We start from the raw sequence: 21,913 nt of genomic DNA on the forward strand, positions 1-21,913 counted from the left end.
CGCTCCAGGATGACACAATAATTATGAGACCTTTCAGATTTCTCCCCAAAGTCCTTCGAGTGCTGCTGATCATTAACGCGGTCGTTTTTGCACTGGCGTTCATTGGCGGCAACATTCTCGGGTTGCACCTGAATTTGCCCGGCCTCGGTTATGGTAGCATTTCCGAATACATTGCCTACTTTGGTGCCTTCTGGCCGTTTGCCCCGGAGCAGGCTTGGCGCTTTGTAACTTACATGTTCGTGCATGTAGATTTCTGGCATTTCCTCTTCAATATGCTGATGCTCTGGATGTTCGGTAGCGAAGTGGCCGATATGATGGGGACAAAGCATTTTACGGGAATGTATTTTTTCTGCGGAATTTTTGCGGCGGTGTTCAGTCTGGCTATGTTCTGGCTCGGTATGACGAATAGCCCGATTATTGGGGCTTCGGGAGCCTTGATGGGAATTTTCGTGGCGTACTACAAGTTCTTCCCGAACCGGATGCTTTTGATGTTCTTCTTTTTCCCGATGCGAATCAAGTACGCGATGTGGTTCATGGTCGCGGTAGACGTGTTCATGGCGCATTCGGGAGATGGCGTGGCGCATTTTGCCCATTTGGGCGGTGTCGTAGGCGGATTCCTTTATATGCATTTTTACGAACGTGGCTTCGGGAACCTCGGTAAGGCTTTTGAAAAAATGCGTGGCCCAAAGTTTACGGTGCATCAGGGCGGCCGTTCCGAAAGCAAGCCGCGTGAAGATTCCGATGCCATCGAGGGTGAAGTTTTTTATGTGGACGAAAACAAGCGGATGGATGAAATCCTGAAGAAAGTCAATCGCGAAGGAATCAATTCGCTGAACGAGTCCGAACGTCAATTTCTATTACAGGCGAGCGAAAAGTTGCGCCGTCGCAGAGGAGGCTTCTAATGAAGAAAGTTTTAGGTATGGGCGCAGCCCTTGTCGATATTTTGGCCAATGTAGATGATGCCTGGATTGCCGCTCAAGGAGTGCAGAAGGGTGGCATGAACATGGTGGACTGGCCTCAGATGGAAAAGTTCCTGGGTGCTCTCCAGAATCCGCTGCGCGTGCCGGGTGGTTCTACCTGCAATACCATGGTGGGCCTTTCTCGTCTGGGTGGCAAGGCTGCCTTTATCTCGAAAATTGGCAACGACGAACTGGGTGACATTTTCAAGAAGCACTTGGTGAATAACGGTGTGGAATCGAAGCTCGGCTTAAGCGACGCTGCCACGGGTTGCGTTTTTTCTGCAGTGACGCCCGACGCGCAGCGTTCCATGTGGACTTACCTGGGAGCCTCCGATTTCCTCGCTAGTGATGACTTTGTACCGGCCCTTTACGATGGCGTAGGCCTGCTGTATGCCGAAGGCTACCGCGCCTTTAATGCCGACTGCTTCAAGAAATCCTTCACCTTGGCCCGCAGCCTTGGTGTAGAAACAGCTCTCGACTTTAGCAGCTTTGGCGTGGTGGAAGCCTGCCGCAAACTCTTTGACGAACTCTTTGCCGAAGGCATGATCGATATCATCATCGCAAACGAAGACGAAGCCTATGCATACGCTGGTGTCAAGGAAGAAGCCGCTCTCGATGTACTTGCCAAGAAGGCGGAGGTTGCCGTGGTGAAAATCGGCAAGCGCGGTGCCCTGATAGCGAAAGATGGCAAGGTGGTACATGTGCAGGCGGGCCCTGCCAAGGCTATCGATACCACCGGTGCCGGCGACTTGTGGGCGTCGGGATTCCTGTACGGCTACATGAACGGCTGGGATATGGAACGCAGTGGAAACCTCGGCAGCGTCGTGAGTAACGAAGTGGTCCAGGTGATGGGCGCCCAGATTCCCGAAGACGGCTGGAAGCGCATCTTGGCTGCTCGCGGCTAGTGTATTTTTCCATTTTGATTAAAAAATTAGGCTAAGAGATTTCTTTTAGCCTTTTTATTTTGCAGGATTGTAAAGAAGTGGTTATATTTAGGGAAAAGTGGAGGTTTAACGTGATGAAACGAATTCTTTGCTTGGTAATGGTTGCAATGGCGTTCTCTTTTGCCGAAGCTGAACCTTACATTCGCAATATCTGCGATACGCTAGGTGCAAAGGAAGTGACTTTGCAATTGCAGCAGATTGAAGAAACCTTGTGGTACGGCTCGAAAGATCTGTCCAATTCTGATTCCGTCAAGAAAACGGTTTTCAAGGACTATCAAGATGTGAAACCGCTCAATGGAAAATTCATGGAAAAACTTCCTGAGTCCATAAAGGCTAGCTGCGTAGAAAGCCGAAACCAGTTGTTCCAGTATGCGACGTGGTCTATTGATAAATGGTCGTTTGTCAATAATGACAGTGGTTACGCAACCATGATTATGGATGTCAACCAATACCAATTTCCGGGTTTCGACGCAACGAATTCTTTCAACGTACTCGCAATTAGAAAAGGTTCGCTTCCCGAAAACAACTCTTATTCTAGTAAAGAATTGATGGTTTCAAGAACGTTTGAGCTCAATTTTGACTGGTGGTATTCATTAGCACTTTATTATCGAGGTCTTAAGTTTTCTTATACTGCTGTTGTTGCTATGGATTCCTTGTCGGCGGTGAAAAGCTCGATTCAATCTTTAAACATTCCAGACTCCATTTCGAAGGTCCAGCTGCAGATATTTCATGTTGTCTTGACGGATCCGAATAAGAATCAGCCGGTTTCTTCTTCTTCCGAGGAGTCGTCTTCGAGCAACGCTACTTCTAGTTCGTCTGAAAAATCGGTTTCGTCGAGTTCTTATAGCGGCGCCGGTCCTTGGAATTGTGGTGATAATCCGCTGTTGTCTTGCTCCTCGACTTATTACGGAAGTAGCAGTTCTACATCAAAAGAAAACTCTTCGAGCAGCTATGTGCAGACATCTAGTTCAGAACAGGAGTCTTCGTCTAGTGAGGAACAATCGACGATTATCGGTCGTCTTGGTGTTGCCCCGCGTGTGTTTAACGGTCCACGAGAGGTTCGTAGGCTTGATGGTTCTAAAGTCAAGGCGGGTGAATCGCTTACTCCGGGCGTGTATTACGTGAAGGGCTTGGACGGCCGTTGGAAAAAACAAGTCGAGTTGCCGTAATAAATCAAGTATTGATAATGAATGATGAATAATGTTTTTTAACATTATTCATTTTTCTTTTATTGATTGGGTTTTGTATATTTGAACTATGATGCGTATTGCTAAAATTCTTGCGGTTTCTCTTGTGCTCTGTGGTTCGTTTGCTATGGCCGAAGATGCTGTTGCCCCTTCACAGATTTCGACTGCAGAGACTGAATTGAAACAGGAACTTGCCGTGCGTGACAGCATCATGCAGGTGCAAGATAACGCTTGTACCGTAGAAAAGGATTCCTTGCGGGCCGTGATTGATACGGAAAAGGCAAAAAGTGAAAACTGGGAGAAAAGTTACAATACCGTCAAGAAAGACAATGAAACTTGTGCCCGGATGCTCAGTACATCGATCGAGGTGAACGAAAAGAAAAAGGAAAAAGAGGATGAAGAACACCGTAATGCGGCGATGATGACATCGTCTTCTTTCTTGGGGGGTATCGGTATAGGACTCCTGATTATGTGGCTTATTATGAAGTGATTGGGGTTACTTTTTTTGAGGCGAGAATGAATAAGTTTATAGCTGTTTGTGTGAGCCTGCTTTTGTGCGCAGGCTTTTGTTTTGCGAAGATGAGGGCTTCTTTGGCGGGGCCTTTCCAGTGGGGGCATTCTCTTGCTCCGCTTACGACGATTTCGATGAAAACCGCCGAGATATCGGCTTTTATGCCTTCTAAGAATAAATTGTTTGTGGTGGGCGATGGCGGTGTGGTTGAGGTGGTTGATTTAAGCAATCCTGGCGTCGCCAAGAAGATTTCCGAAATTTCGGTTCAGGGAAATGCCTCTAGCGTGACAGTCCATAATGACCTGGTTGCGGTTAGCATGCTTGAAGTTGAAGAATGGCGCGAAGGCCAGGTGCAGGTGATGCGCTACACCGATAGCCTTGAAGTGCTTGGAGTGTACAAGGTCTGCAGCCAGCCGGATATGATCAAGTTTACGCCCGATGGCAAGAATTTGCTGGTGGCTTGCGAAGGATCGCCTAGCTCGGATTTTGCGGTAGACCCCGAGGGTGGGGTTGCTTTTTTGTCGGTTCCCAAGGCAGATGCCGAATCTTGGAAGACTGCGGAACTTACTGTGGCCGGCTTTGACCATCTCGACACGAATGCGCTGAAAAAGGCTGGCGTACGCGCTCCTGGAAACCAGGGCTTTTTAAAGTCGCTGGAACCGGAATACATTACGGTGTCTGACGATTCCAAGGTGGCGTGGGTGAGCCTGCAAGAAAACAATGCCATGGCTGTTATTGATGTTCCCGCCAAGAAAATCAAGAAGGTTTTCCCGCTGGGTTTTGTGGACCATTCCAGAAATGGATTCTCGCTGGATGCCGTCAGTGACGGTGAAATCAATATCAAGAATTATTATCCGCTGCGTGGATTGCGTCAGCCCGATGGCATTGCTTCTTTCATGGCGGGGGACAGACACTTTGTGTTGACCGCAAACGAGGGCGCTCCTGTCAACGATTACAAGGCCTGGACTGATGTAACGAGCGTGCAGGAACTTGTGGCACAGGGCCGTTTAGATGAAACCGTTTTTACGGAAAAAATAACGACGGAACTGAAGGATTTGTCTGTCAGTTCGCTGGAACGCTGCGATGAAGGCAAATTCCGCACGCATAATGGCAAGTGTCCATACGCTTATACGTTTGGCTCTCGCTCCGTGAGTGTTTTCGATGGTGAAACGGGAAAACTCATTTGGGATTCCGGTGAAATGTTTGAACGTGTCTTGGCTAAGATTGCACCGGAATATTTCAATTGGAATTCCAAAAAGGGCAAAGTGAAAATGGACAAGCGCAGCAGTGATAAGGGCTGCGAACCAGAAAACGTCGCCGTGGGCGAGGTGGGCCGTCGCCGCTACGCCTTTGTCGGCTTGGAACGCACCAGCGGTATTGCTGTTTTTGATATTACCGAACCGGAAGCGCCGAAGTTGGTGGATTACTACTTGGATCCGCTGGACCGCGGCCCCGAAGGTATTTTGTTCATTCCGGCAGATCAGAGCCCGCTCGCGGATCAGGCGCTGCTTGTTGTGGGCTATGAATACAGCAAAACACTGACGATTTATACGGTGAAATAATTCGGAATTCAGAGTTCAGAATTCAGAGTTGAAAATAATTCCGAAATCCGAATTCCTAATTCTGAATTACCTGCTCGGGCCATGGGTGCTTGGGGTAGCGGCCGCGTAACTCTTTACGCACTTCGGCATAGGTGTTTTGCCAGAATCCGGTCAAGTCCCATGTTTTTTGGATGGTGCGGAAGTTCGGTGCCAGAATGTCGTAGCGGACTTTTAATTTTCCATCGGCAACCTTGTGTTCGCCGCGGAGCTGCATCAAGTCTTCGATACGGGCCGAGATTTCTACTAGGACGCCTTCGATGCTTTGAACGGATTTCCCGTCGTCGGTAACGGCGACTTCTTGGTAGCTGTAACGGGCGCGCTTGCCGTTGGGGAGCATGTAATGGTCGGGGAATGTCTTGCCGAGCCATTGCAGCATGGATTTGCCGAAATATTCTTCGACGATACTGCGGTAACGGTCTTCGTTGATGTCGCGGAGCAGGAACTTGCCACTTGCGAATTCGTCGAAGATGAGTTCCATGTCTTCTTCGTTGAATTCGGGGAGGCCGTATTCCGGGTAAAGTTTTGCAGCTAGGCGCATCTTGATGAGCTGCGTTTGCACTGCTTCGGTCAGGAACTTGCCGCTCCAGTTTTCCTTTTCGATTTTTTCGCGCCATGCATCGACGGTAAGTTTCTTGAGCTCTTCGAGAACCTTAGGCGATGCCTCTTGCGTGAGGATTTCTTTGCGGGAAAGTTCGGTGGTGCTACCGTCGGCGTTTTCGGATTCGCTGATTTCGACACCGATGAATCTTTCTTGACCGCTGCGCCACAGGAGCTCGTAGCGGGTCTTGGCGCTTTCTCCGCCGAGAAGTTCCTTGGCGATAGGTGCGTATAAATTAACTTTAAGTTCCGATTTGCTACCGCCGCCGGTACGGAGCATGCTGAGGGCGAGAATGGCGTAGGGCGGTTCTGCAACCTGCAGGCGAATCACGTTCTGGTTGGCGAGTTTGTAGGCGTTACCGCTCGGAGTAGCAAGCCTGTCCGGGAAAGCCTTGAGCAATTGCTTGCAGGTGAAGGCTTCTGTGGATTGCTTCGTCGTTGCACTCCTCGCAATGACGTGAGTGGAATAGCCGTTTTTGTCATTGCGCGTTGCGCCATGACAATGCGACTCGGCAATGAGCCCGCAAGCGGTCTCGCTGCACTCGACTTTTACGTCATTGCGAGCCGTAGGCGAAGCAATCTGGTCGCGGTAGTCGCGGAGCTGTCGGAGAGTGAAACTCACTTCGCGGGGAATGTCGCGGCTTTTAGACAAAGTATCGCTTGCGAGAGTCAGAATGTCGTAGGCGACTTTGGCCTTTTGCAAGAATTCGGTGCCGGAATGAATCCAGGCGAGTGCGGCGAGAAGTAAGTCGGGAAGGTCGGCTTTGCTTTTTGCCGATGCGAGGAGCAGCGCGAGCGGAATGCTGGAAACGGGTGTGTGGATTGCCTTGAGGCCAAGTTCGGTGATGGCGCCGCCCTGAAGCATCCCGAAATTTTCAAGGAGTGCGGTCGCCGTCTTTTCGCGAGCTTCCGGAATCGCCGTTGGTAGTGTGAGTCTGCTGTCACCCTGGAAGGAGTCCGTAGGACGACTGATAGGGTCCATAGATTCTAGAGCCGCTTTTTGCAGCAACAATTCCGAAGGTTCAATCTGCAGGACTTCGGGGACAATTCCTTGTGGCATGCGCTTTTCGGACTCTTCGCTCCAGAGGCGAATGGCGCAACCGTTTTGCGTACGGCCGCTACGGCCGCTGCGCTGAATCGCATTCTGCATCGAAATCGGAAGCGTGCGCAGGACGTTCACCTTTTCGCTGTCGTCGTAGATGCTTACACGTTCGATGCCGCTATCGACAACGCCCGTGACGTTCGGAACAGTGATGGATGTTTCGGCGATGTTTGTCGTGAAGATGACGCGGGGGCGTTCGGTGACTTCAAAGATGCGGTCTTGTGTTTCGCGGTCCTGTCCGCCGTAGAGTTCCAGGAATTCGGCACAGTTATTGCCTAATGCTTCGGCGGCGGCGGTGTGGCAGCGGGCGATTTCGGCTTTGCCCGGTAAGAATACCAGCGTGGTCTGCCAGATGTTGTTGCGGTAAAGTGTACGGAGCGCCCGCACCACTTCGGCGTCAAGTCCAACACCCGAAACAAGCGAATTCCCCGTGGCAGGTGTCTGGTTGATGATCTGGACGGGGTAGAGCGGGTGGCCTAGTTGCAGGCATTTCACATCGAGGGCGTTTTCCAGCTCATCGCGGTTGAGTGCAGCCGACATCACTGCTATACGAGTCTGAGGAGCGCCTGTCTTCGCCGCGTCCCTAAGAAAATACGCGAACAACAAGTCCATGTCGGCTTTGCGTTCGTGGTATTCGTCGAACACAATCCAGTCGGCGTCTAGCTTGCCGTGCAAGAGCTCTTGCAGAAAGTTACCGTAGGTCTGAAAGAGAATGCGCGTGTCTGCGCTTTTGCAGCTGTCTTGCCTGAACTGGTAGCCGACGGTCTTGCCGCAAGGTTCTCCGTGGAGCTTTGCCGAGAACTGGGCGAGTGCGAGTGCCGCAATGCGGCGGGGCTGCAATACGACCACGCGGCCTTTGCTATGCTTGCTTAAAAAGTAGGGGATGAATAGCGACTTGCCCGAGCCGGTGGGCGCTTCGATCAATAAATTGCGAGAAGCCGCTATCGCGGCTTCCAGTTTGCCTTCTTCTTCGGCGAGTGCTAAGTCTTTGTAATTCATATTGAGGCGTGAGGTCGCTCCCCTAATGGGTCGCTTTGAGGTGTGAGTCCGGTTTCTTGAAAGAAACCTTTGGGTTTAATAATTGCACCTTCGGTGCTTTTTGCTCAGAGCGAATGAAATGAGCGGCCTCATAGCTCAGAGGCGCTTTGCGCCGTGCTCGCTACTACCTTGGGAACTTGAGCTTTTCGCCAGTGGCAACGTCGTTGTAAGGCTTCTTGCCTTCGTGGAACTTCTGGTTGATGACCAGGTTGTCGATACGGCGACGCAGGCCCTGTTCGGTCTTGCAGAAGAAATAGGCGACCTTGTTGGTGCCGGGCACCAGGAACATGGCGAGCTTGTACTTCTGGGACACGGCGCGGCGGAAGAACTTGAGGTCTTCTTTCTTGGGAACCACGAGGTGCGAGCCTTCCTTGACTTCGCAAATCATGTCGGCATCGGCCAAGAGGGCGCGGGACTTCTGCTTGAGGGCGGCAAAGTTCGGTTCGGTATTCTTCTTGATGGTTTCAAGGCTGAAAGCGCCACCGCCTTCCTTGAGGGCCTTGCGGACGCCGCGGAAAGCGAATACGCCGAGCACGATCAGGACAAGGGCAACGATGAAGGGCCAATAGTTGGCGAGAAAATCTAACATAAAAACCTCTTTTCTTTACGAAAGAAAATATAGAAAAATAAATGATTTATGCGGGAGGGGACCCGGCTCGGAGTTTTTTCTATATTCGTGATTGTGATAAGTCTTTTGAAAAGAGTTTTTTTTACATGTGCTGTAACGGCATTTTTTTCGGGATTGGCTTTTGCTGATGTTGCGGCTTGTCCTGAAGGTACGGTCATTTCGTCTATTCAGTACGAAGGACTGGAGCATACCAAGAAACGCGTGGTGGATCGCGAACTGTTGAATAAGGCGGGGGAGACGTTCTCTGCCGAAAAGTTTGAACTTGAAAAGCGCCGCCTGCAAGACCTGGACTTGTTTACGAGTGTCTCGGCTAGGTGTGATGGCGGAACTCTGACATACTCGTTCGTGGAAATCTTCCGCTGGATTCCGTCCCCGGCAGGGAAGGAAACGGACCGCGACGGGCTGATGATCGGCCTCGCGCTCGCAAACCTCAATGTACTGGGCGAAGACATCCGGGCCGAGGTGCAGTATCGTACTTCGACAGATCCGTTCCTCGAGAATAACGAGTATGCCTTCTATGTCAGTTCGCCATACCTGTTCGGCGTTCCGCTCGGTTGGAATTTCGAGTTCCTGCGCACCGATAGCTACGATGATATCCATGGCTATCAGGACGACAGCTGGCTTGTAGATCTTGACCTGGATTACGAAATGTTGCCGCACCTGTCTCTCTTGGGAACGGTTGCCGGTCGCGTGCTGAAAAATGCTGATTTCTTGCCGGAATTCGGTCTGGGGTTTGCCTTCGATTTTCGCGACAGCAAACTGGATACCCGTAAGGGAGTCTACTACGAATACATGCTGACTCACGTAGGGCTTGGCGACGAATCCGATTGCGACATGTCTGTGGACAAGAACTGTAAGGATATGGGCGGCGAAAACTACTGGGAGCTTTTGACGGATGCTCGCGCTTACTGGACCTTGAGCCGTTTCGTGACCGGCGCGACTGCGCTTGCCCGTTACCGTCCGGGTGATGTGAAATTCTACGATTATTACTATCACGGTGGCCCGAATACTTTCCGTGGTCGTGGCGGCAGTGCGCTTGGCGGAAAAGAAGACGAGGCTGATTCGGTGCGTCTGGGCGTCCACGAAGTCCTGCTGACGCTCGAGGAGCGCTTTGTTTTGATGGAGCGCCACGCGGCCAGTGTCATGGGAGTCAACTTCTTCTATGGCGTGCAGCTGGTGGCGGGTTTCGACGGAAGCCTTTTGTGGGATAGCGGCCGACCCGGCTGGGACGATTACGAGGGGGCTGTCTATGGCGGTCTGCACTTGGTTATCCCGGCGCTAGATCGTATCCGATTCGAAGTCGGTTATAGGCCCGATAGGGGAGAGCCTGCGTTTTATTTTGGACTCTTTGACAAGGTGACTTCATCACGTTGGCGGAGCAGGTAGTTTTGGTAAACTGCCCTTTACAAATTTTTAATAAATGCTAAATTAGGACTTATATTTATATTAAAAAGATAATATGGGCTCAAAGTGGGCCTTTGGAGTGCAAATGGCTATTAACTATCTGGATCTTCCGATTGGACGCAAGTACCCGTTCGAAGTGGACTGCGTCGTGGAAATCGGCAAGGACACCAACCTCAAATACGAATATGATGAACGCTTGCACGTGTTCCGCCTGGACCGCTGCTTGCTGAGCTCCATGAGCTACCCCTGTACTTACGGCTTTATCCCGAGCACCAAGGCTGATGACGGCGACGCTATCGATATGTTGATTTATAGCCCGGCCTCGATGATGACGGGGACGGTCTGCACCTGCCGCGTGATTGGTGCGCTTGACATGACCGACGGCGGTCGCAAGGACTATAAGGTCTTGGGCGTACCTGTGTTCAATCCGCGCCCGATCAAGGACATTACCGATGTGGACCAGATGTTCCTGCGCATTACCAAGAATTTTTTCCAGAACTACAAGGAACTGGAAGGCAAGGATGTGCAGATTGGCGAATGGAAAGACGCCGCCTTTGCCCGCGAAAAGGTAATTGCCGCACATAAGGCCTATTTCCAGATGCAGGTTCAGGTTCCTGAAACTTGTTACCAGGAACCGGAAAGTGTTGACCACTTGCCGCCTGACGAACTGATTTAACGACATTCTCTTCACTATACGCTTTGAGCGGGACTCTATTTGGTAAAAAAAAGTTCTAAATAGAGTTTTTTTGTATCTATTGGCAAAAAAATGTTTATTTTTAGACCAAAAATAAGCAAAACCTCTTTTGGAGTAGATTTTTATGAAGAAACAGATGTTGGCTCTCTGTGCCGCTGCTTTGATGATGTCCGTTACCGGCTGTAACGACAAGATGGACCCGAACGATCCGCAGTCCGTGCGCAAGTACCTGACCAAGCAGCAGATTCCCTTTACCCCGAACCAGTTTGTTTCGTACGCCGCTAGTGGCGATACCGCCAAGATGACGATTTTCCTGCAGGCATCCTTCGAAATCGATGCCCCGGCAGACAATGGCAACAATGCCGTGGCTATTGCCGCCAACAAGGGCAATATGGTCGTGCTGAATTACCTGTTCGACCACGGTGCAAAGGCCGATGTCAAGAATGGCAACGGCGAAGCAGTGATTGACAATGCCGTAATGATGGGCAACAAGGATGTGGTCAACCGTCTTCTGACCCAGCTCAAGGCCGAAGGTGCAGACCTTCAGACTCTCGGAACCGCAGTGCTTCTCGCTGCAAAGACCGGTCAGGTCGATATGCTCGAAGTGCTCGCCGATGCCGGTGCTCCGCTCGATTCCCGTAGCGCAGACGGTTACCTGCCGATTCACTGGACTGTGAAGAATGGCCAGTATGATGCCATGATGTTCCTCATCAACAAGGGTGTCGACGTGAACGCTAAGTGCGGTCAGGGCTATTCTGTGCTCGACTGGGCGACCAACGAAGGCTATACTCGCTTGATCAAGGCACTGAAGAAGGCTGGCGCCAAGAATACTCCGCAGTATTTCAAGGATTCCAAGAAGTAACGTCTTCGACTCAGTTGGTAGAACTTAGTCCGCTGCGCCTGTAGAACTTAGACGATTTCAATATTTGATAATTCTAAGCTCTAGGTTCTTGCAACAAAGTTCTAATGCTCGTTTTTCAACTTATTTTGAAAGAAACCGTGGTCTAGTGGCTGCGGTTCTTTGTATTTTTCGCGTATGAAATTTCATTTGTTCCCTAAGATCTTTCTTTGTCTGTGCTTGGCGGGTGTGGTCTCGCAGGCTCAGGAAACGGTAGAGAGCGTACGCCGCCAAATCAAGTCGGTAGAAGCAGAAACGGCTCGCGAAAAGTCGCTTCACGACTCCGAAAAGAAGCGCCATTCCGAGTTTGTCGAGGTCGGTCGCAAGAAGGTGCAGGCCCTTGCTACGCAGAACAAGACCTTGAAGGCCGAAATCGATTCCCTGAAGGCTGAACTCAAGAACCTGGCGGATGCCCGGCAGAAGGCCATGGGTACGGTCAAGTACTTTGAAAACCGTAAGGCCAAGTATGGCGAATCGCTTGCAAAGGTGATTGATTCGCTGGTGCCCGTGTTCGAATCGGACTTCCCTTACCGGAACGACGAGACAATCAAGAGTGTCCAGGAGATTGCGAGTCAGCTGCATAAGGGACTCATCGAGGCCGACGACGGCCTCAACCGAACCCTCGAGGTTTTCTACGACCGAATCCGCCTCGGTTACACGACCGAAGTCTACAAGGGCTTTTTGCAGGTGGATGCCCGCAATGTTCCCGGTACATTCCTGCGTTATGGTGCGGTGTCTTCCGTATTCGTGAGCAACGACGGGAACGACGTGCTTTGGCTTGCCCGGACAAGCGATGGCGGTTACAGTTGGAAGAATGTATCTGACGACTTGAATATGCGATCGGTATTGAAGGATGTCATGAAGGTGGCCGAAGGTAAGACTGCCCCGAGGCTTGTGACGATTCCCGTTGCAATTCCGAAGGAGGGCAAATAGATGAAAATTCAGAATGCAGAATTCGGAATGAGGAATGCGAAAGGTGGAATGGTGCTGTGTCATCCTGAGCGAAGCGTGAAGCGCGAAGTCGAAGGATCTAGAACTCGAATTTTACTTCCGTTATTAGTTGCTGCTTTCGCAATTCTTGCTCCGCTCTCTTACGCGCAGCAGAATGCCGATATTGATGCCGTCAAACAACGAGCCGCGTTGAACAGTGCAAAGGCTGATTTGGAAGAAGCCCGCAAGAAGCGTGACATGGCCGTTGCAGCCCGCTGGAAGGACCGCGAGACGGCGAACCAGGAACGCGAACTCTTTAACGAAAAGTACAACGAAAGCAAGGAAAAGGTCGATGCCTTGATGTCGGAACGTGCACGCCTGTTCGAGGATGTGCGTGTAGCCCGTGAGGATTTGGCCCAGGTCAAGTTGCAGGCGGAAAAGGCGCGTGCCGAGTACCTGTCGCTTGCCGCAGGTCCCGAACGCTTGGAAACCCTTTCAAAATTTGCTGAACAGGGGATTCCTTTCAAGATTGCCGATCGTGTAGAAGCGCAGAACAAGGTGAAGAAGGAAATGGGCCTTTACCGCGACGACCCTGTTCGCATTGCGACGGCGCTCTTGAACGTGGCGAAGGGAGAACTTGCCTTTACCCGTGAAATCCAGTTGGAAAATGCGGAGCTTGTTTTCGGCTCGGCCGTGGCCCAGGGAAGCCGCTTACGTTTGGGTGGCCTCTATGCGATGCAGATGGCGAATGCCGTCGACATTAACGGTTTGCATCCGGCGGCGTTGATGCTCCCAGTGGCGGGCGAAAAGAAGCGTGCCTTCAGCTGGCAAGAAAATTTGACTCCCGATACGAAGTCTGAAATCAGCAAGGCCCTTACAAGTTCGAAGGATTCCGCCTATTCGATGGTGCCGGTCGATGTCCTCTTGAGTACGGAACTTTCGTCGGAAATGGCGAACCATCAGGAAAAAACCTGGAAAGACGAACTCCGCGAATTCTTCAAGAACGGCGGCATTTTGATGTATCCGATCGTGACTCTGTTTGCGCTCGGTCTGTTGGTTGCGCTGTGGCGCTTCGTGTGGCTTATGGTGGTGGGCTTCGGCGGACTTTCGACAAGACGCTGCATCAAGGCCTTGAAGAAGGGCGATATCGATACGGCCCGTCAGTTGTCGGCAAAGGTTCACGGCAAGGTGGGCAAGGTGCTCAAGACGGTGCTTGCCAAGAATTACGCAGGCCGCGAAGGTGCCGAGAAAGCGCTCGAAGAATTGTTCAGTGCTGATGTTCCTAAACTGGAATCGGGACTCACATGGATTTCCGTGTTTGCAGCGACGGCTCCGTTGCTTGGCCTTTTGGGTACGGTGATGGGTATGATCGAACTCTTTGACGTGATTACGATGCATGGTACTTCTGACCCGAAGCTTTTGGCGGGTGGCATTTCGATTGCTCTCGTGACGACTGAAGCGGGCCTTATCGTAGCGATTCCGCTGCAGTTGATTCATACCTTCTTGATGAACCGCGCCGATGCCTTACGCACCCGTATGGAAAGCGCCGGTCTTACTGTGCTGAACGCCCTCTGGATTAAGGAAAAGTAATTGGAAGCCGTCAATCAAATATCGGTTATCGAAGCGGCGATGGCTATCGTGTTTCGCGGTGGCTGGGTGCTTGCCCCTATATTTATTCTGGGGTGGTTCGGCTGGTTTTTGATGATTGAACGCTACGGTTATTACTTTATGCTGAGAGGCGGAAACATAAACGGCCTCGGCGGATTCTGGCGCACCTTGAAAAAGAACGGCGAAGACGCTGCTTTCAGGAAACTGGAACGCCGTCGCTACGGTTATTTTTACGCGCTCGCTTCGGATGTCCGCAGGTATCGCGATCAGGGCCCTGTTGCGGTTCGCAATGCGATGGAAGAAACGCGCCACCGCATTTCGGTGAGCTTGTCCCGGTCGCTCAGGACGATTTCCACTTGTGCGGCGATTGCCCCGATGCTTGGCCTTTTGGGGACGGTGTCCGGCATGGTGCATACCTTCGAGACGATTCAGCTTTTCGGTTTCGGAAACCCGGTGCTGTTGGCCGACGGCATTTCCGAAGCGCTTCTCACGACGCAGGCGGGGCTCTTGGTGGCATTCCCGCTGATGCTTGCCTACAACTTCTTGTCGAGCCGCGTTGAAAATGTCGAGAAACAGGCGTGGAGCGAAGCCCTTAAGTACGAGTCTTATGTGTTTTCCGCTGATGGAAGTCATCCTGGAGTGAATAATGCAACTGACGTGGCCGGAGAAAGTCATCCTGGAAAGCGCGAAATTGCGTTCGGAACTGAAAGGAGCAACGCAACTGAATCTTCCTTCCAAAGTCATCCTGGAGTGAGTGGAACGAGCGACGGGATCCATAGTGAAAATTCTGAGGTGAAATAATGAGCTTTATTCGTAAACGTTCGCAGGACGCAGGAAAAATAGACGTGTCGCCGATGCTCGACATGGTCTTTATCCTGCTCATCTTCTTTATCGTAACCTCGACTTTTACCCGCGAGACGGGTGTTGACGTGACCAAGCCCAAGGCCAGTTCGGCGAAGGACTTGGCGAAGGAAAGTATCCTGATCGGCGTGACGCGTCAGGGCACGATTCACATCAATGAAACTCAGGTGAATTTGACGACGCTCAACACGGTGCTGCGCCAGATGATGGCCGAAGCGCCTGACCGTCCGGTGATTATCGTGAGTGACCGCGATGCTCCTAACGGAGTCGTGGTGGATATCCTTGATGAATGTAACTTGGCCAAGGTCCGCAAGGTTTCCATCTCGGCAAATAAGGAGGAGTAAGAGGAACTTAGCACGCTCGTTTCACTCGCTTTGAGCGATGAGGTCGCCTTGCAAGCAAGGCTCTGGGCTAAAGATGGTGCCAATGGCGCGATACTGAAAGCTCAAAGGACCGTAGGTCCGTGCTCATACCTCAAAGGGCGATGCCCGACCCCATACCTCGTAGTCTTATGATTGATTTTCTCGCAAAATATTTTCGCTTCCCGCTGGCATTGGTGCTCTCCTTCGTGGTGAGTGCGGTGTTCTTCCTTGCGATTCCGGTCATCAATACGCTTTTCTTCGATAAGGGCGTCAAGACGGAAAAGGAACTGGAATCGGTGACGGAAGTCGAGGTTCTCGTGAGCGAGAAGAAACCCGAGGTCAAGCAGAAGGTGCTGCGTACCATGATGAATCCAAACCCGTTCAAGATTTCGGCGAATATGGGCGTGTCCCGTAGCCAGAATTTCCAAATGGATCTGTCGCTGGCGCGCGGTGCCGCCGGTGATGGCGTGGCCGTAGGGACGGGCTCGATGGAAAATGTCGTTTACGAAGCGGGTGAGGTGGATGAACAGGCGCAGGTGTTGCGTGAAATCCAGCCGAAGTTCCCCGAAAAGGCGAAGCGTATGGGCGTTTCGGGTTATGTGAAGGTCTTGATTGTGATTGATGTGTATGGCGACGTGGCGCAGGCCCAGGTGCTGACGCAGGAGCCGCCCGGATATGGATTTGACAACGAAGCCTTGAAGGCCGTAAGACAGTGGAAGTTCAGCCCGGCGCAGCTGGGCGGTTTCCCCGTGGCGCAGAAAGCCACAAAGGAGTTCCGCTTTGTTAACTAGGGTTCGAGGTACGAGGTGTGAGGTCGCCTTGCTCGCGACCTCATTACTATTATTGATTTTTCTACCTGTATTTTCGTATGCTGCTGAAGATTATTTCTTCAAGGCGAATGAGTTGTACGACCAGGGAAAATATAAGGAAGCGGTGCCGCTGTACCGTGCGGCGATAGACGAAGGCCGCTATGAGCCCTTTGCCTGGTTCAACTTGGGAAACGCCTTGGTGCTGCTTGACCGCAAGCAGGTCGCGATGGTGGCGTACAAGCGCACCGTGGAACTTTTGCCGACGTTTGAAAAGGCCTGGATGCTCCTGGGCGATCTTTATTATTTAGGTGGTGATGTGGGCGAGGCCATAGCGGCTTATAACCGCGCCATCGAACTCGGCGTGGAATCGGACCATGTGCATTTTGCCCTTGCGGAATGTTACCTTAAGGGTCGCGACTGGACGCTTGCGCAGAAGAATTTTGAACGCGCCCTGCAACTGAATCCGGACCGAATGGATGCGTGGTACGGCCTTGCCGAAGTCTACGAAAAACTCGGTGACTATGAGTACGCCATCAAGACGCTTCAGAATGCGCTTCAGATGACGGCTACCGCAGGCGCCGATGTGCACTTTACCATGGCCTACTATTACCGCAGCATGGATTCTACGCGGCAGTCCCTGAACGAGATGGAAAACGGACTCTTGATGGATCCGGAAAATGTTTCTGCCCGCCGCTACCTCGCGCAAATGTATGTGCAGAATAATTCTCCGTGGATGGCTATCTTTACTCTCGAAGAGGGTCTCCGTCACAATAAGGGAAAGGCGGACTTGAACCTAGATTTAGGACAAATTTACTTTACCCAGAAACGCTATGACGAAGCCTTTGATTGCTATATGAGGGCTTGGCTTGCGGGTAATTCGCAGGGGCGTATCGGCGCCGAAAATGTCGGCCACGTCTTCTCGAATGCGGGCGACACAGAAAAGGCTGAAATTCTGTACAAACGAATCCGCGAAAAGAAGTAGCTGCGATATTATATATTCTATATTTGCTTGTATGAAGGATTACAAGAGTTTTGTTCTGTTGTCTGCGCTTTGGGTGCTATCTGCATGTGGCGATACGGCATCTTCAAGTGTCGACGAAAGCTTTAGCCTGAAATCGCCTACAGAAAGTATCGAGGCTCCGATTAAGGATGCGAGGGATAATCGCATTTATTATTCAACCCAAATCGGAACCCAAGTCTGGCTTGAAGAAAACTTGCAGTACCAGGCGGAATCTAGCGGATGCTATGATGATGCGGATTCTAATTGCGTAAGATTTGGCCGTTTGTACACCGGTGGGCTGGAGGGACTCTGTCCCGAAAAGTTCCATATTCCCACTGAAGACGAGTGGAATGAACTGATAGGCTATGTCTCGGTTGTTCGACCGGATCAAGAACCCGCTAAAAGTTTGAAATCTTATTCCTGGTATCCGGGAACAGGTCTTTTCTCGTTTAATCTTCTTGGAGGGGGGTATCGCTGGCTGGATGGTTCTTACCGTAAACTTTATGAAGAATCCTATTTGGCGACATCGCGACCTGGTTGTTATTTACAGTTTTTACCGGGAAAGGACTATGGCTTTGTCTGCGAGGACTCCATTGCGGGGTTCTCGGTGCGTTGCCTGATGGATTCGACCAATGCAAAAGATGTATTGCCTTCTTGCGGGTCGTCGAATAAATATGAAATCGTTCACGAAGGAAATGGCTATTATGTCTGCGACGAGAAGGGCTGGCGCCCTGCTAACAAGGCTGAGTACAGCGCTTACGGCAATAAGTGCGTCAATGGGGTTGTTGTCGAAGGGAAATTTTATCAGGACCACTATTACGATCGGTATATCTGCGATGGTGGCTTATGGAGAGAAGCAACCGAAGTGGAACGCAATACTTACGGAAATGACTGCGTTGCGGGAAGTTCCAAAATTATTCAGGGACTTGTTGAAGATTTTAAGTATTTCGTTTGCACGGATTCCGGATTCCGCAGGACGACGATGTGGGATTTCCCGAAAGCGGATTATTTGAACCCATCTGTGGAGTACGGAACGTTTGTTGATGCCCGCGACCAAAAAAGCTACAAGACGGTTTCTTTGGGCTCGCAGGTATGGATGGCTGAAAACTTGAATTACTCGGATAGCATTAGTTCTCCCAATCTGAAGGGAAACAGCTGGTGCTATGAGGACAATCCGTCGAATTGTGAAAAGGTGGGACGTTACTACACTTTTCTCGCGGCAATGAATTTGGATGCATCTTTTGCGGCAGACAGTGTTGAATATCCACTGATGGAAATCAATCAGGGAATTTGCCCTGACGGGTGGCGAATCCCTTCTGAAGAGGACTGGAATGCTCTCGTAAATTACATTCTACCAACCTATGGAAAGGAGGCTAATGCTTGGTGGACGTCATCGATAACTGGTGATGTCACACCGAATGATTACTATACGTTCCCCTATGCGATGAAGTCGGTTACAGGGTGGAATTTTGATTCATGGACGGAGCCGGCTAATGCGTCTGGTTTTTCATCTATTCCTATGGGACATAGGACTGAAGAAGGATCCTTTGTCGAAGTCGGTGAAAGCGATGGTTTCTGGTTGGCTTCAATCCATAAGTCGCAAACCTTTATCGCGGGGGCTCCGGCGGGAATGGATGTTGCTAGCTTGAAATATGCTCCCATTGCCTCTGATATGAGGTCTTGGGAGCTTAACGGCTGGAACTTTAATTTGAGAACCCGGAAGTCCGGATATCCTATTCGTTGCGTCAAGAATTAGCAAGGTGTCGCGGCTTTGAATCGGTCCGCGACTTACACAGATTGTTTGAGAAAAGAAAAAAGGCACGGAATAATCCGCGCCTTTTCTAATGTTTGTCTTTGCCGAATTACAGCAGGTTCACGATCGTTGCGAACAAGTTGTCTGCCAGCGGGTTCGTTTCGAGGCCTTCGAATACGTTGAACTGGTTGAACATGATCTTGCCCTTGCCGAACGGGTAGAGCTGCAGGTCTGCACCGGTCTTGACTTCGCCTTCTTTCAGCGTGACGGAGCGGGCGAATACGGTTGCTTCGGGGAGTTCGTTCAGCGAGATGCTTGGCATGATGGCCGCCGCATTGTGGTCGAGAACGTGAGCTTCGCCAAAGACCGGGGCGAGTGCGGAACCCTTGGGCAGGTAGTGCAGGCTGAGTTCGTTTGCACCGGTGCTCCAGTGAGATTCAATGTTGCAATCGAACTGGTGACTCTGGTTCAGGTAGTCAATGTCTTCCTGGGTGAGGTCCGAAAGCAGGAGCGTCTTGCCGCCGTTCTTCACGACGTCCACGAGCTTGTCGAGGATTTCGTCGGGCCAAGAACTCAGGTTAGCCGTAAAGATAATCTGTTCGGGGCCGGTGAGGGCGGCGAGGGCGTCGCTCGATTCTTCGCTGTTGTCAAGGAAGCAGACCTTCTTCATGGCGCTCTTGACGTCGGCTTCGGCGATAACGATCAAGTCCTCGTAGGAAGTGTGGATTTCCTTGCCGTCGTTCTTGAGCGTAATCTGCAACTGGTACTTGCCTTCGTTGCGGGGTGCCATGGTCGTGTAGATGCCCATCTGCGTAAGGCTGGTCTTGCCTGCGGCTTCTTCCGGAGAAATCTTGTCGCAGGAAATTTCCTTGCCATTTTCGTCAATCAGTCGGATTTCGACGGATACGTCTTCGTAACGGCTGTTGTTCAGGAGCGTTACCTGGAAGCTGACTTCGCTCTGCGGAGCGACGACGTGTTCAAGTTCACTGACGAGAGCGCGACTCGGGGTCGTGATTTCCTTGATGAAACTGTCGAAGCCCTTGCTCACGCGGTTTTCGTCGCACAGGCCGTAGAAGTCCGTGCCGCAGTCTGCCCACTGGTCCAGGAAGAAACCGGCGATTTGCGGGTTGCTCTGGAAGGCGGTAATCTGGTCGAGCTTGCTCTTCAGCGCGATGCGGTTTGCGTCGGCGATAAAGCTCTTGTAGTCCTTCCAGATAGAAAGGTCGCTTTCGACGAACGTTTCGACAGCTTTGATGAAGGTCTTGATGTTCTTTTGTGCCTTGCCGCTGCGCGGACCTGCGATGTTTGTCGCGTTGGCGGGCAGAAGCGTGTGGTTCTTCAAGGTCACGAGCATCTTGTTGTTGATGTCGCTTGCCACGTTTTCTTCTTCGTCCTGGAAGTGGCTGTCGCCGAGGCCCGTATCGGGAACGGACAGCGGTTCTTCGGCGTCGCGGTCGAAGCTGTGGGCGAGGTAGTGGCTGTAGGCCGCGTTCGGTGTCATGCGCGGGTTCACGCGGAGCGTCGCGTAGGTAGAAATCTTATCGACCGAGACGGGCAGGAGCTTGCCGGTATCCTTGCGGAAGTTGCCTTCGTTGTCGAGGTAGATGCTGTTCAGGTTGCTGATGACCGGACGCGTCATGTCGACGGGGCTGATGGCGTTCAGGAGCTTGTTACCGTTCTGCAACAGGAGCGTGCCGTTTTCGGCGCCCATGACCCAGATGCCGATGCAGGGGTGGTGGTGCTGTTCTTCGACGATGTCGTTGATCAGCTTCTTCACGATTTCGAGACCCTGCGGGGTAGACCTCATGGTGTGGATGGGGAATTCCTGGAAAACAATCAGGCCAATCTTGTCGCAGATGTTGAGTGCTTCTTCGGGAAGCGGTGCGCCGCAGGAACGGATGGCGTTGAAGCCTGCATTCTTGACTGCCAGCAGGTCCTTTTCGAGCTTCGGGTTGTTGAGTGTCCAGAGGCCGCCTTCGCTCCACTGCTGGTTGTAGGAGATGCCCTGGATCTTCAGAATTTGGTCGTTCAGGTAGTAGTCACCCTTGAGGCAGTCGAACTTGCGGAAACCGAAGGTGCGTACGACCGGGAACGCGTATTCGGCGCGCTTGATTTCCTTGCCGTCCTTTTCCTTGCCGGCCTTGATTTCCAGCTGGAATTCGATGGCGTAAAGGTTCGGGTGTTCAAGGCTCCACTGGAACTTGTGACGCTGCTGTTCCTTGACTTCGAACACGAAGCGTTGCGTCATGTTTTCCTTGTCGAGCTTGATGTTGTCCACGAAGTGCTCGTACACGTCGCCGTCGGGATTCTTCATCAGGACGCGGAGTCTGGTCTGGTAGTTGCGCGGGTTGTTGAAGCTGATGTCGCAGGCGATTCGCTGGGTGTCCGCGTCGGGTTCGAGGCGCACGTCAGAAATAAAGGCGGTCGTGCCAAGAATCAGGTCCACGTGACCGAAAATGCCGCCAAACGGGTATTGCTGCCACGGGAGGCCAACCGGCATTTCACTCGGGTGGGCATAGCGGTCGTCGGCGCCGTCTTCGCTTTCGCGGCCGAAGTCGATACGGCCGTTGGTGGTACCCATGTTCGCGACACGGATGCAAAGGATGTTCTCTTCGCCGATTTTCAGGGCTTTCTGCGGTTCAATGATAAAGGGAGTGTAGGCTCCGAAATGAGTTCCGAGGAGCTTGCCGTTAAGCCATACGGTTGCGTGCGTTGCAATTCGTTCAAAACGGAGGAAAATACGCTTGGTGACTTGTTTTTCGTCTTCGATAGTGAAACGCTTGAAATAGAAGGCGCAATCTTGCGACATTAGGAGCTTGTCAAAGGCTTTTTCCCAGATATGTGGAACTTGTACAGTTTCTGTATCCTGGGGATAGGTGGCATACCAACGGTTGGAAATGCCGGCATCTTCAGTGTCCCACTTCATCTGCCAGTCGCCGTCAAGGCTCAAAATCTTGCTCATTCGAGTGTCCTTTATGAAATTTTGGGTGAAAAGATAGAAAAAGTGATTAGTGGTTAGTGGTTAGT

The 21,913-nt window shown here is 51.6% G+C and carries 18 protein-coding genes; 15 read left to right on the forward strand and 3 right to left on the reverse strand.

What is annotated here, in order from left to right:
• The first annotated feature begins 59 nt into the window (after positions 1-59).
• The 5 genes from BUA93_RS05670 (at position 60) to BUA93_RS05690 (ending at position 5,163) form a co-directional block, all read left to right on the forward strand.
• Entirely contained in the window at positions 60-902 is an 843-nt protein-coding gene (locus BUA93_RS05670) for a rhomboid family protein (protein ID WP_254793874.1), read from the forward strand.
• On the forward strand, positions 902-1,864 hold the full coding sequence (locus BUA93_RS05675; protein ID WP_072978206.1) for an adenosine kinase: 963 nt from the start codon (positions 902-904) through the stop codon (positions 1,862-1,864). Before BUA93_RS05670 ends, BUA93_RS05675 begins: the two co-directional genes overlap by 1 nt.
• Positions 1,865-1,977: 113 nt before the next feature.
• Positions 1,978-3,072, forward strand: a complete 1,095-nt coding sequence (locus BUA93_RS05680) for a hypothetical protein (RefSeq protein ID WP_139257815.1) — start codon at positions 1,978-1,980, stop codon at positions 3,070-3,072.
• Positions 3,073-3,160: 88 nt separating this feature from the next.
• Entirely contained in the window at positions 3,161-3,580 is a 420-nt protein-coding gene (locus BUA93_RS05685) for a hypothetical protein (protein ID WP_072978208.1), read from the forward strand.
• A gap of 26 nt (positions 3,581-3,606) precedes the next feature.
• The gene (locus BUA93_RS05690; protein ID WP_254793875.1) at positions 3,607-5,163 is read left to right on the forward strand and encodes a choice-of-anchor I family protein; all 1,557 of its coding nucleotides are present in this window, start codon (positions 3,607-3,609) and stop codon (positions 5,161-5,163) included.
• 55 nt (positions 5,164-5,218) lie between these two features.
• On the opposite strand, the gene BUA93_RS05695 is transcribed toward BUA93_RS05690, so the two are convergent.
• Positions 5,219-7,900: an ATP-dependent helicase C-terminal domain-containing protein gene (locus BUA93_RS05695; RefSeq protein WP_072978210.1), complete on the reverse strand. Its 2,682-nt coding sequence runs from the start codon at positions 7,898-7,900 to the stop codon at positions 5,219-5,221.
• 163 nt (positions 7,901-8,063) lie between these two features.
• The gene (locus tag BUA93_RS05700) at positions 8,064-8,528 is read right to left on the reverse strand and encodes a hypothetical protein (RefSeq protein WP_072978211.1); all 465 of its coding nucleotides are present in this window, start codon (positions 8,526-8,528) and stop codon (positions 8,064-8,066) included.
• A 153-nt stretch (positions 8,529-8,681) separates the two neighbouring features.
• Here BUA93_RS05700 and BUA93_RS05705 point away from each other — a divergent pair, with 153 nt between their 5' ends.
• From BUA93_RS05705 to BUA93_RS05750, 10 genes are all read left to right on the forward strand, one after another.
• Entirely contained in the window at positions 8,682-9,953 is a 1,272-nt protein-coding gene (locus tag BUA93_RS05705) for a BamA/TamA family outer membrane protein (protein ID WP_072978212.1), read from the forward strand.
• 103 nt (positions 9,954-10,056) lie between these two features.
• Complete coding sequence (locus tag BUA93_RS05710) at positions 10,057-10,647, forward strand: inorganic diphosphatase (protein ID WP_072978591.1); 591 nt, start codon at positions 10,057-10,059, stop codon at positions 10,645-10,647.
• Between the two features lie 142 nt (positions 10,648-10,789).
• Positions 10,790-11,527, forward strand: a complete 738-nt coding sequence (locus BUA93_RS05715) for an ankyrin repeat domain-containing protein (RefSeq protein WP_072978213.1) — start codon at positions 10,790-10,792, stop codon at positions 11,525-11,527.
• A 174-nt stretch (positions 11,528-11,701) separates the two neighbouring features.
• Positions 11,702-12,496, forward strand: coding sequence for a DUF3450 family protein (locus BUA93_RS05720; protein ID WP_072978592.1), 795 nt, complete (start codon positions 11,702-11,704; stop codon positions 12,494-12,496).
• On the forward strand, positions 12,497-14,083 hold the full coding sequence (locus BUA93_RS05725) for a MotA/TolQ/ExbB proton channel family protein (protein WP_254793876.1): 1,587 nt from the start codon (positions 12,497-12,499) through the stop codon (positions 14,081-14,083).
• A 39-nt stretch (positions 14,084-14,122) separates the two neighbouring features.
• Positions 14,123-14,902, forward strand: a complete 780-nt coding sequence (locus BUA93_RS05730; RefSeq protein ID WP_083597239.1) for a MotA/TolQ/ExbB proton channel family protein — start codon at positions 14,123-14,125, stop codon at positions 14,900-14,902.
• Positions 14,902-15,306 carry an ExbD/TolR family protein gene (locus tag BUA93_RS05735; RefSeq protein ID WP_072978215.1) on the forward strand — a complete coding sequence of 135 codons (405 nt, stop codon included), beginning with the start codon at positions 14,902-14,904 and terminating at the stop codon, positions 15,304-15,306. Before BUA93_RS05730 ends, BUA93_RS05735 begins: the two co-directional genes overlap by 1 nt.
• A 167-nt stretch (positions 15,307-15,473) precedes the next feature.
• Positions 15,474-16,115 (forward strand): energy transducer TonB, encoded by a 642-nt coding sequence (locus BUA93_RS05740; protein ID WP_072978216.1) that lies wholly within the window; start codon positions 15,474-15,476, stop codon positions 16,113-16,115.
• A 52-nt stretch (positions 16,116-16,167) separates the two neighbouring features.
• Positions 16,168-17,115, forward strand: coding sequence for a tetratricopeptide repeat protein (locus BUA93_RS05745; RefSeq protein WP_254793877.1), 948 nt, complete (start codon positions 16,168-16,170; stop codon positions 17,113-17,115).
• A 31-nt stretch (positions 17,116-17,146) separates the two neighbouring features.
• A complete protein-coding gene (locus BUA93_RS05750) occupies positions 17,147-18,889 on the forward strand; it encodes an FISUMP domain-containing protein (RefSeq protein WP_072978217.1) in 1,743 nt (580 codons plus the stop codon).
• 106 nt (positions 18,890-18,995) lie between these two features.
• On the opposite strand, the gene BUA93_RS05755 is transcribed toward BUA93_RS05750, so the two are convergent.
• Positions 18,996-21,848: a glycoside hydrolase family 2 protein gene (locus BUA93_RS05755; RefSeq protein ID WP_072978218.1), complete on the reverse strand. Its 2,853-nt coding sequence runs from the start codon at positions 21,846-21,848 to the stop codon at positions 18,996-18,998.
• Positions 21,849-21,913 lie beyond the last annotated feature (65 nt).

Origin of the sequence: Fibrobacter sp. UWH4, from assembly GCF_900142475.1 — a bacterium.
Taxonomy (GTDB): domain Bacteria; phylum Fibrobacterota; class Fibrobacteria; order Fibrobacterales; family Fibrobacteraceae; genus Fibrobacter.

Coding starts and splice junctions, on each gene's coding strand:
- BUA93_RS05675 (WP_072978206.1), top strand. CDS start 902: ATGAAGAAAGTTTTAGGTATGGGCGCAGCCCTTGTCGATATTTTGGCC.
- BUA93_RS05680 (WP_139257815.1), top strand. CDS start 1,978: ATGAAACGAATTCTTTGCTTGGTAATGGTTGCAATGGCGTTCTCTTTT.
- BUA93_RS05685 (WP_072978208.1), top strand. CDS start 3,161: ATGATGCGTATTGCTAAAATTCTTGCGGTTTCTCTTGTGCTCTGTGGT.
- BUA93_RS05690 (WP_254793875.1), top strand. CDS start 3,607: ATGAATAAGTTTATAGCTGTTTGTGTGAGCCTGCTTTTGTGCGCAGGC.
- BUA93_RS05695 (WP_072978210.1), bottom strand. CDS start 7,900: ATGAATTACAAAGACTTAGCACTCGCCGAAGAAGAAGGCAAACTGGAA.
- BUA93_RS05700 (WP_072978211.1), bottom strand. CDS start 8,528: ATGTTAGATTTTCTCGCCAACTATTGGCCCTTCATCGTTGCCCTTGTC.
- BUA93_RS05710 (WP_072978591.1), top strand. CDS start 10,057: ATGGCTATTAACTATCTGGATCTTCCGATTGGACGCAAGTACCCGTTC.
- BUA93_RS05715 (WP_072978213.1), top strand. CDS start 10,790: ATGAAGAAACAGATGTTGGCTCTCTGTGCCGCTGCTTTGATGATGTCC.
- BUA93_RS05720 (WP_072978592.1), top strand. CDS start 11,702: ATGAAATTTCATTTGTTCCCTAAGATCTTTCTTTGTCTGTGCTTGGCG.
- BUA93_RS05725 (WP_254793876.1), top strand. CDS start 12,497: ATGAAAATTCAGAATGCAGAATTCGGAATGAGGAATGCGAAAGGTGGA.
- BUA93_RS05730 (WP_083597239.1), top strand. CDS start 14,123: ATGGCTATCGTGTTTCGCGGTGGCTGGGTGCTTGCCCCTATATTTATT.
- BUA93_RS05735 (WP_072978215.1), top strand. CDS start 14,902: ATGAGCTTTATTCGTAAACGTTCGCAGGACGCAGGAAAAATAGACGTG.
- BUA93_RS05740 (WP_072978216.1), top strand. CDS start 15,474: ATGATTGATTTTCTCGCAAAATATTTTCGCTTCCCGCTGGCATTGGTG.
- BUA93_RS05750 (WP_072978217.1), top strand. CDS start 17,147: ATGAAGGATTACAAGAGTTTTGTTCTGTTGTCTGCGCTTTGGGTGCTA.
- BUA93_RS05755 (WP_072978218.1), bottom strand. CDS start 21,848: ATGAGCAAGATTTTGAGCCTTGACGGCGACTGGCAGATGAAGTGGGAC.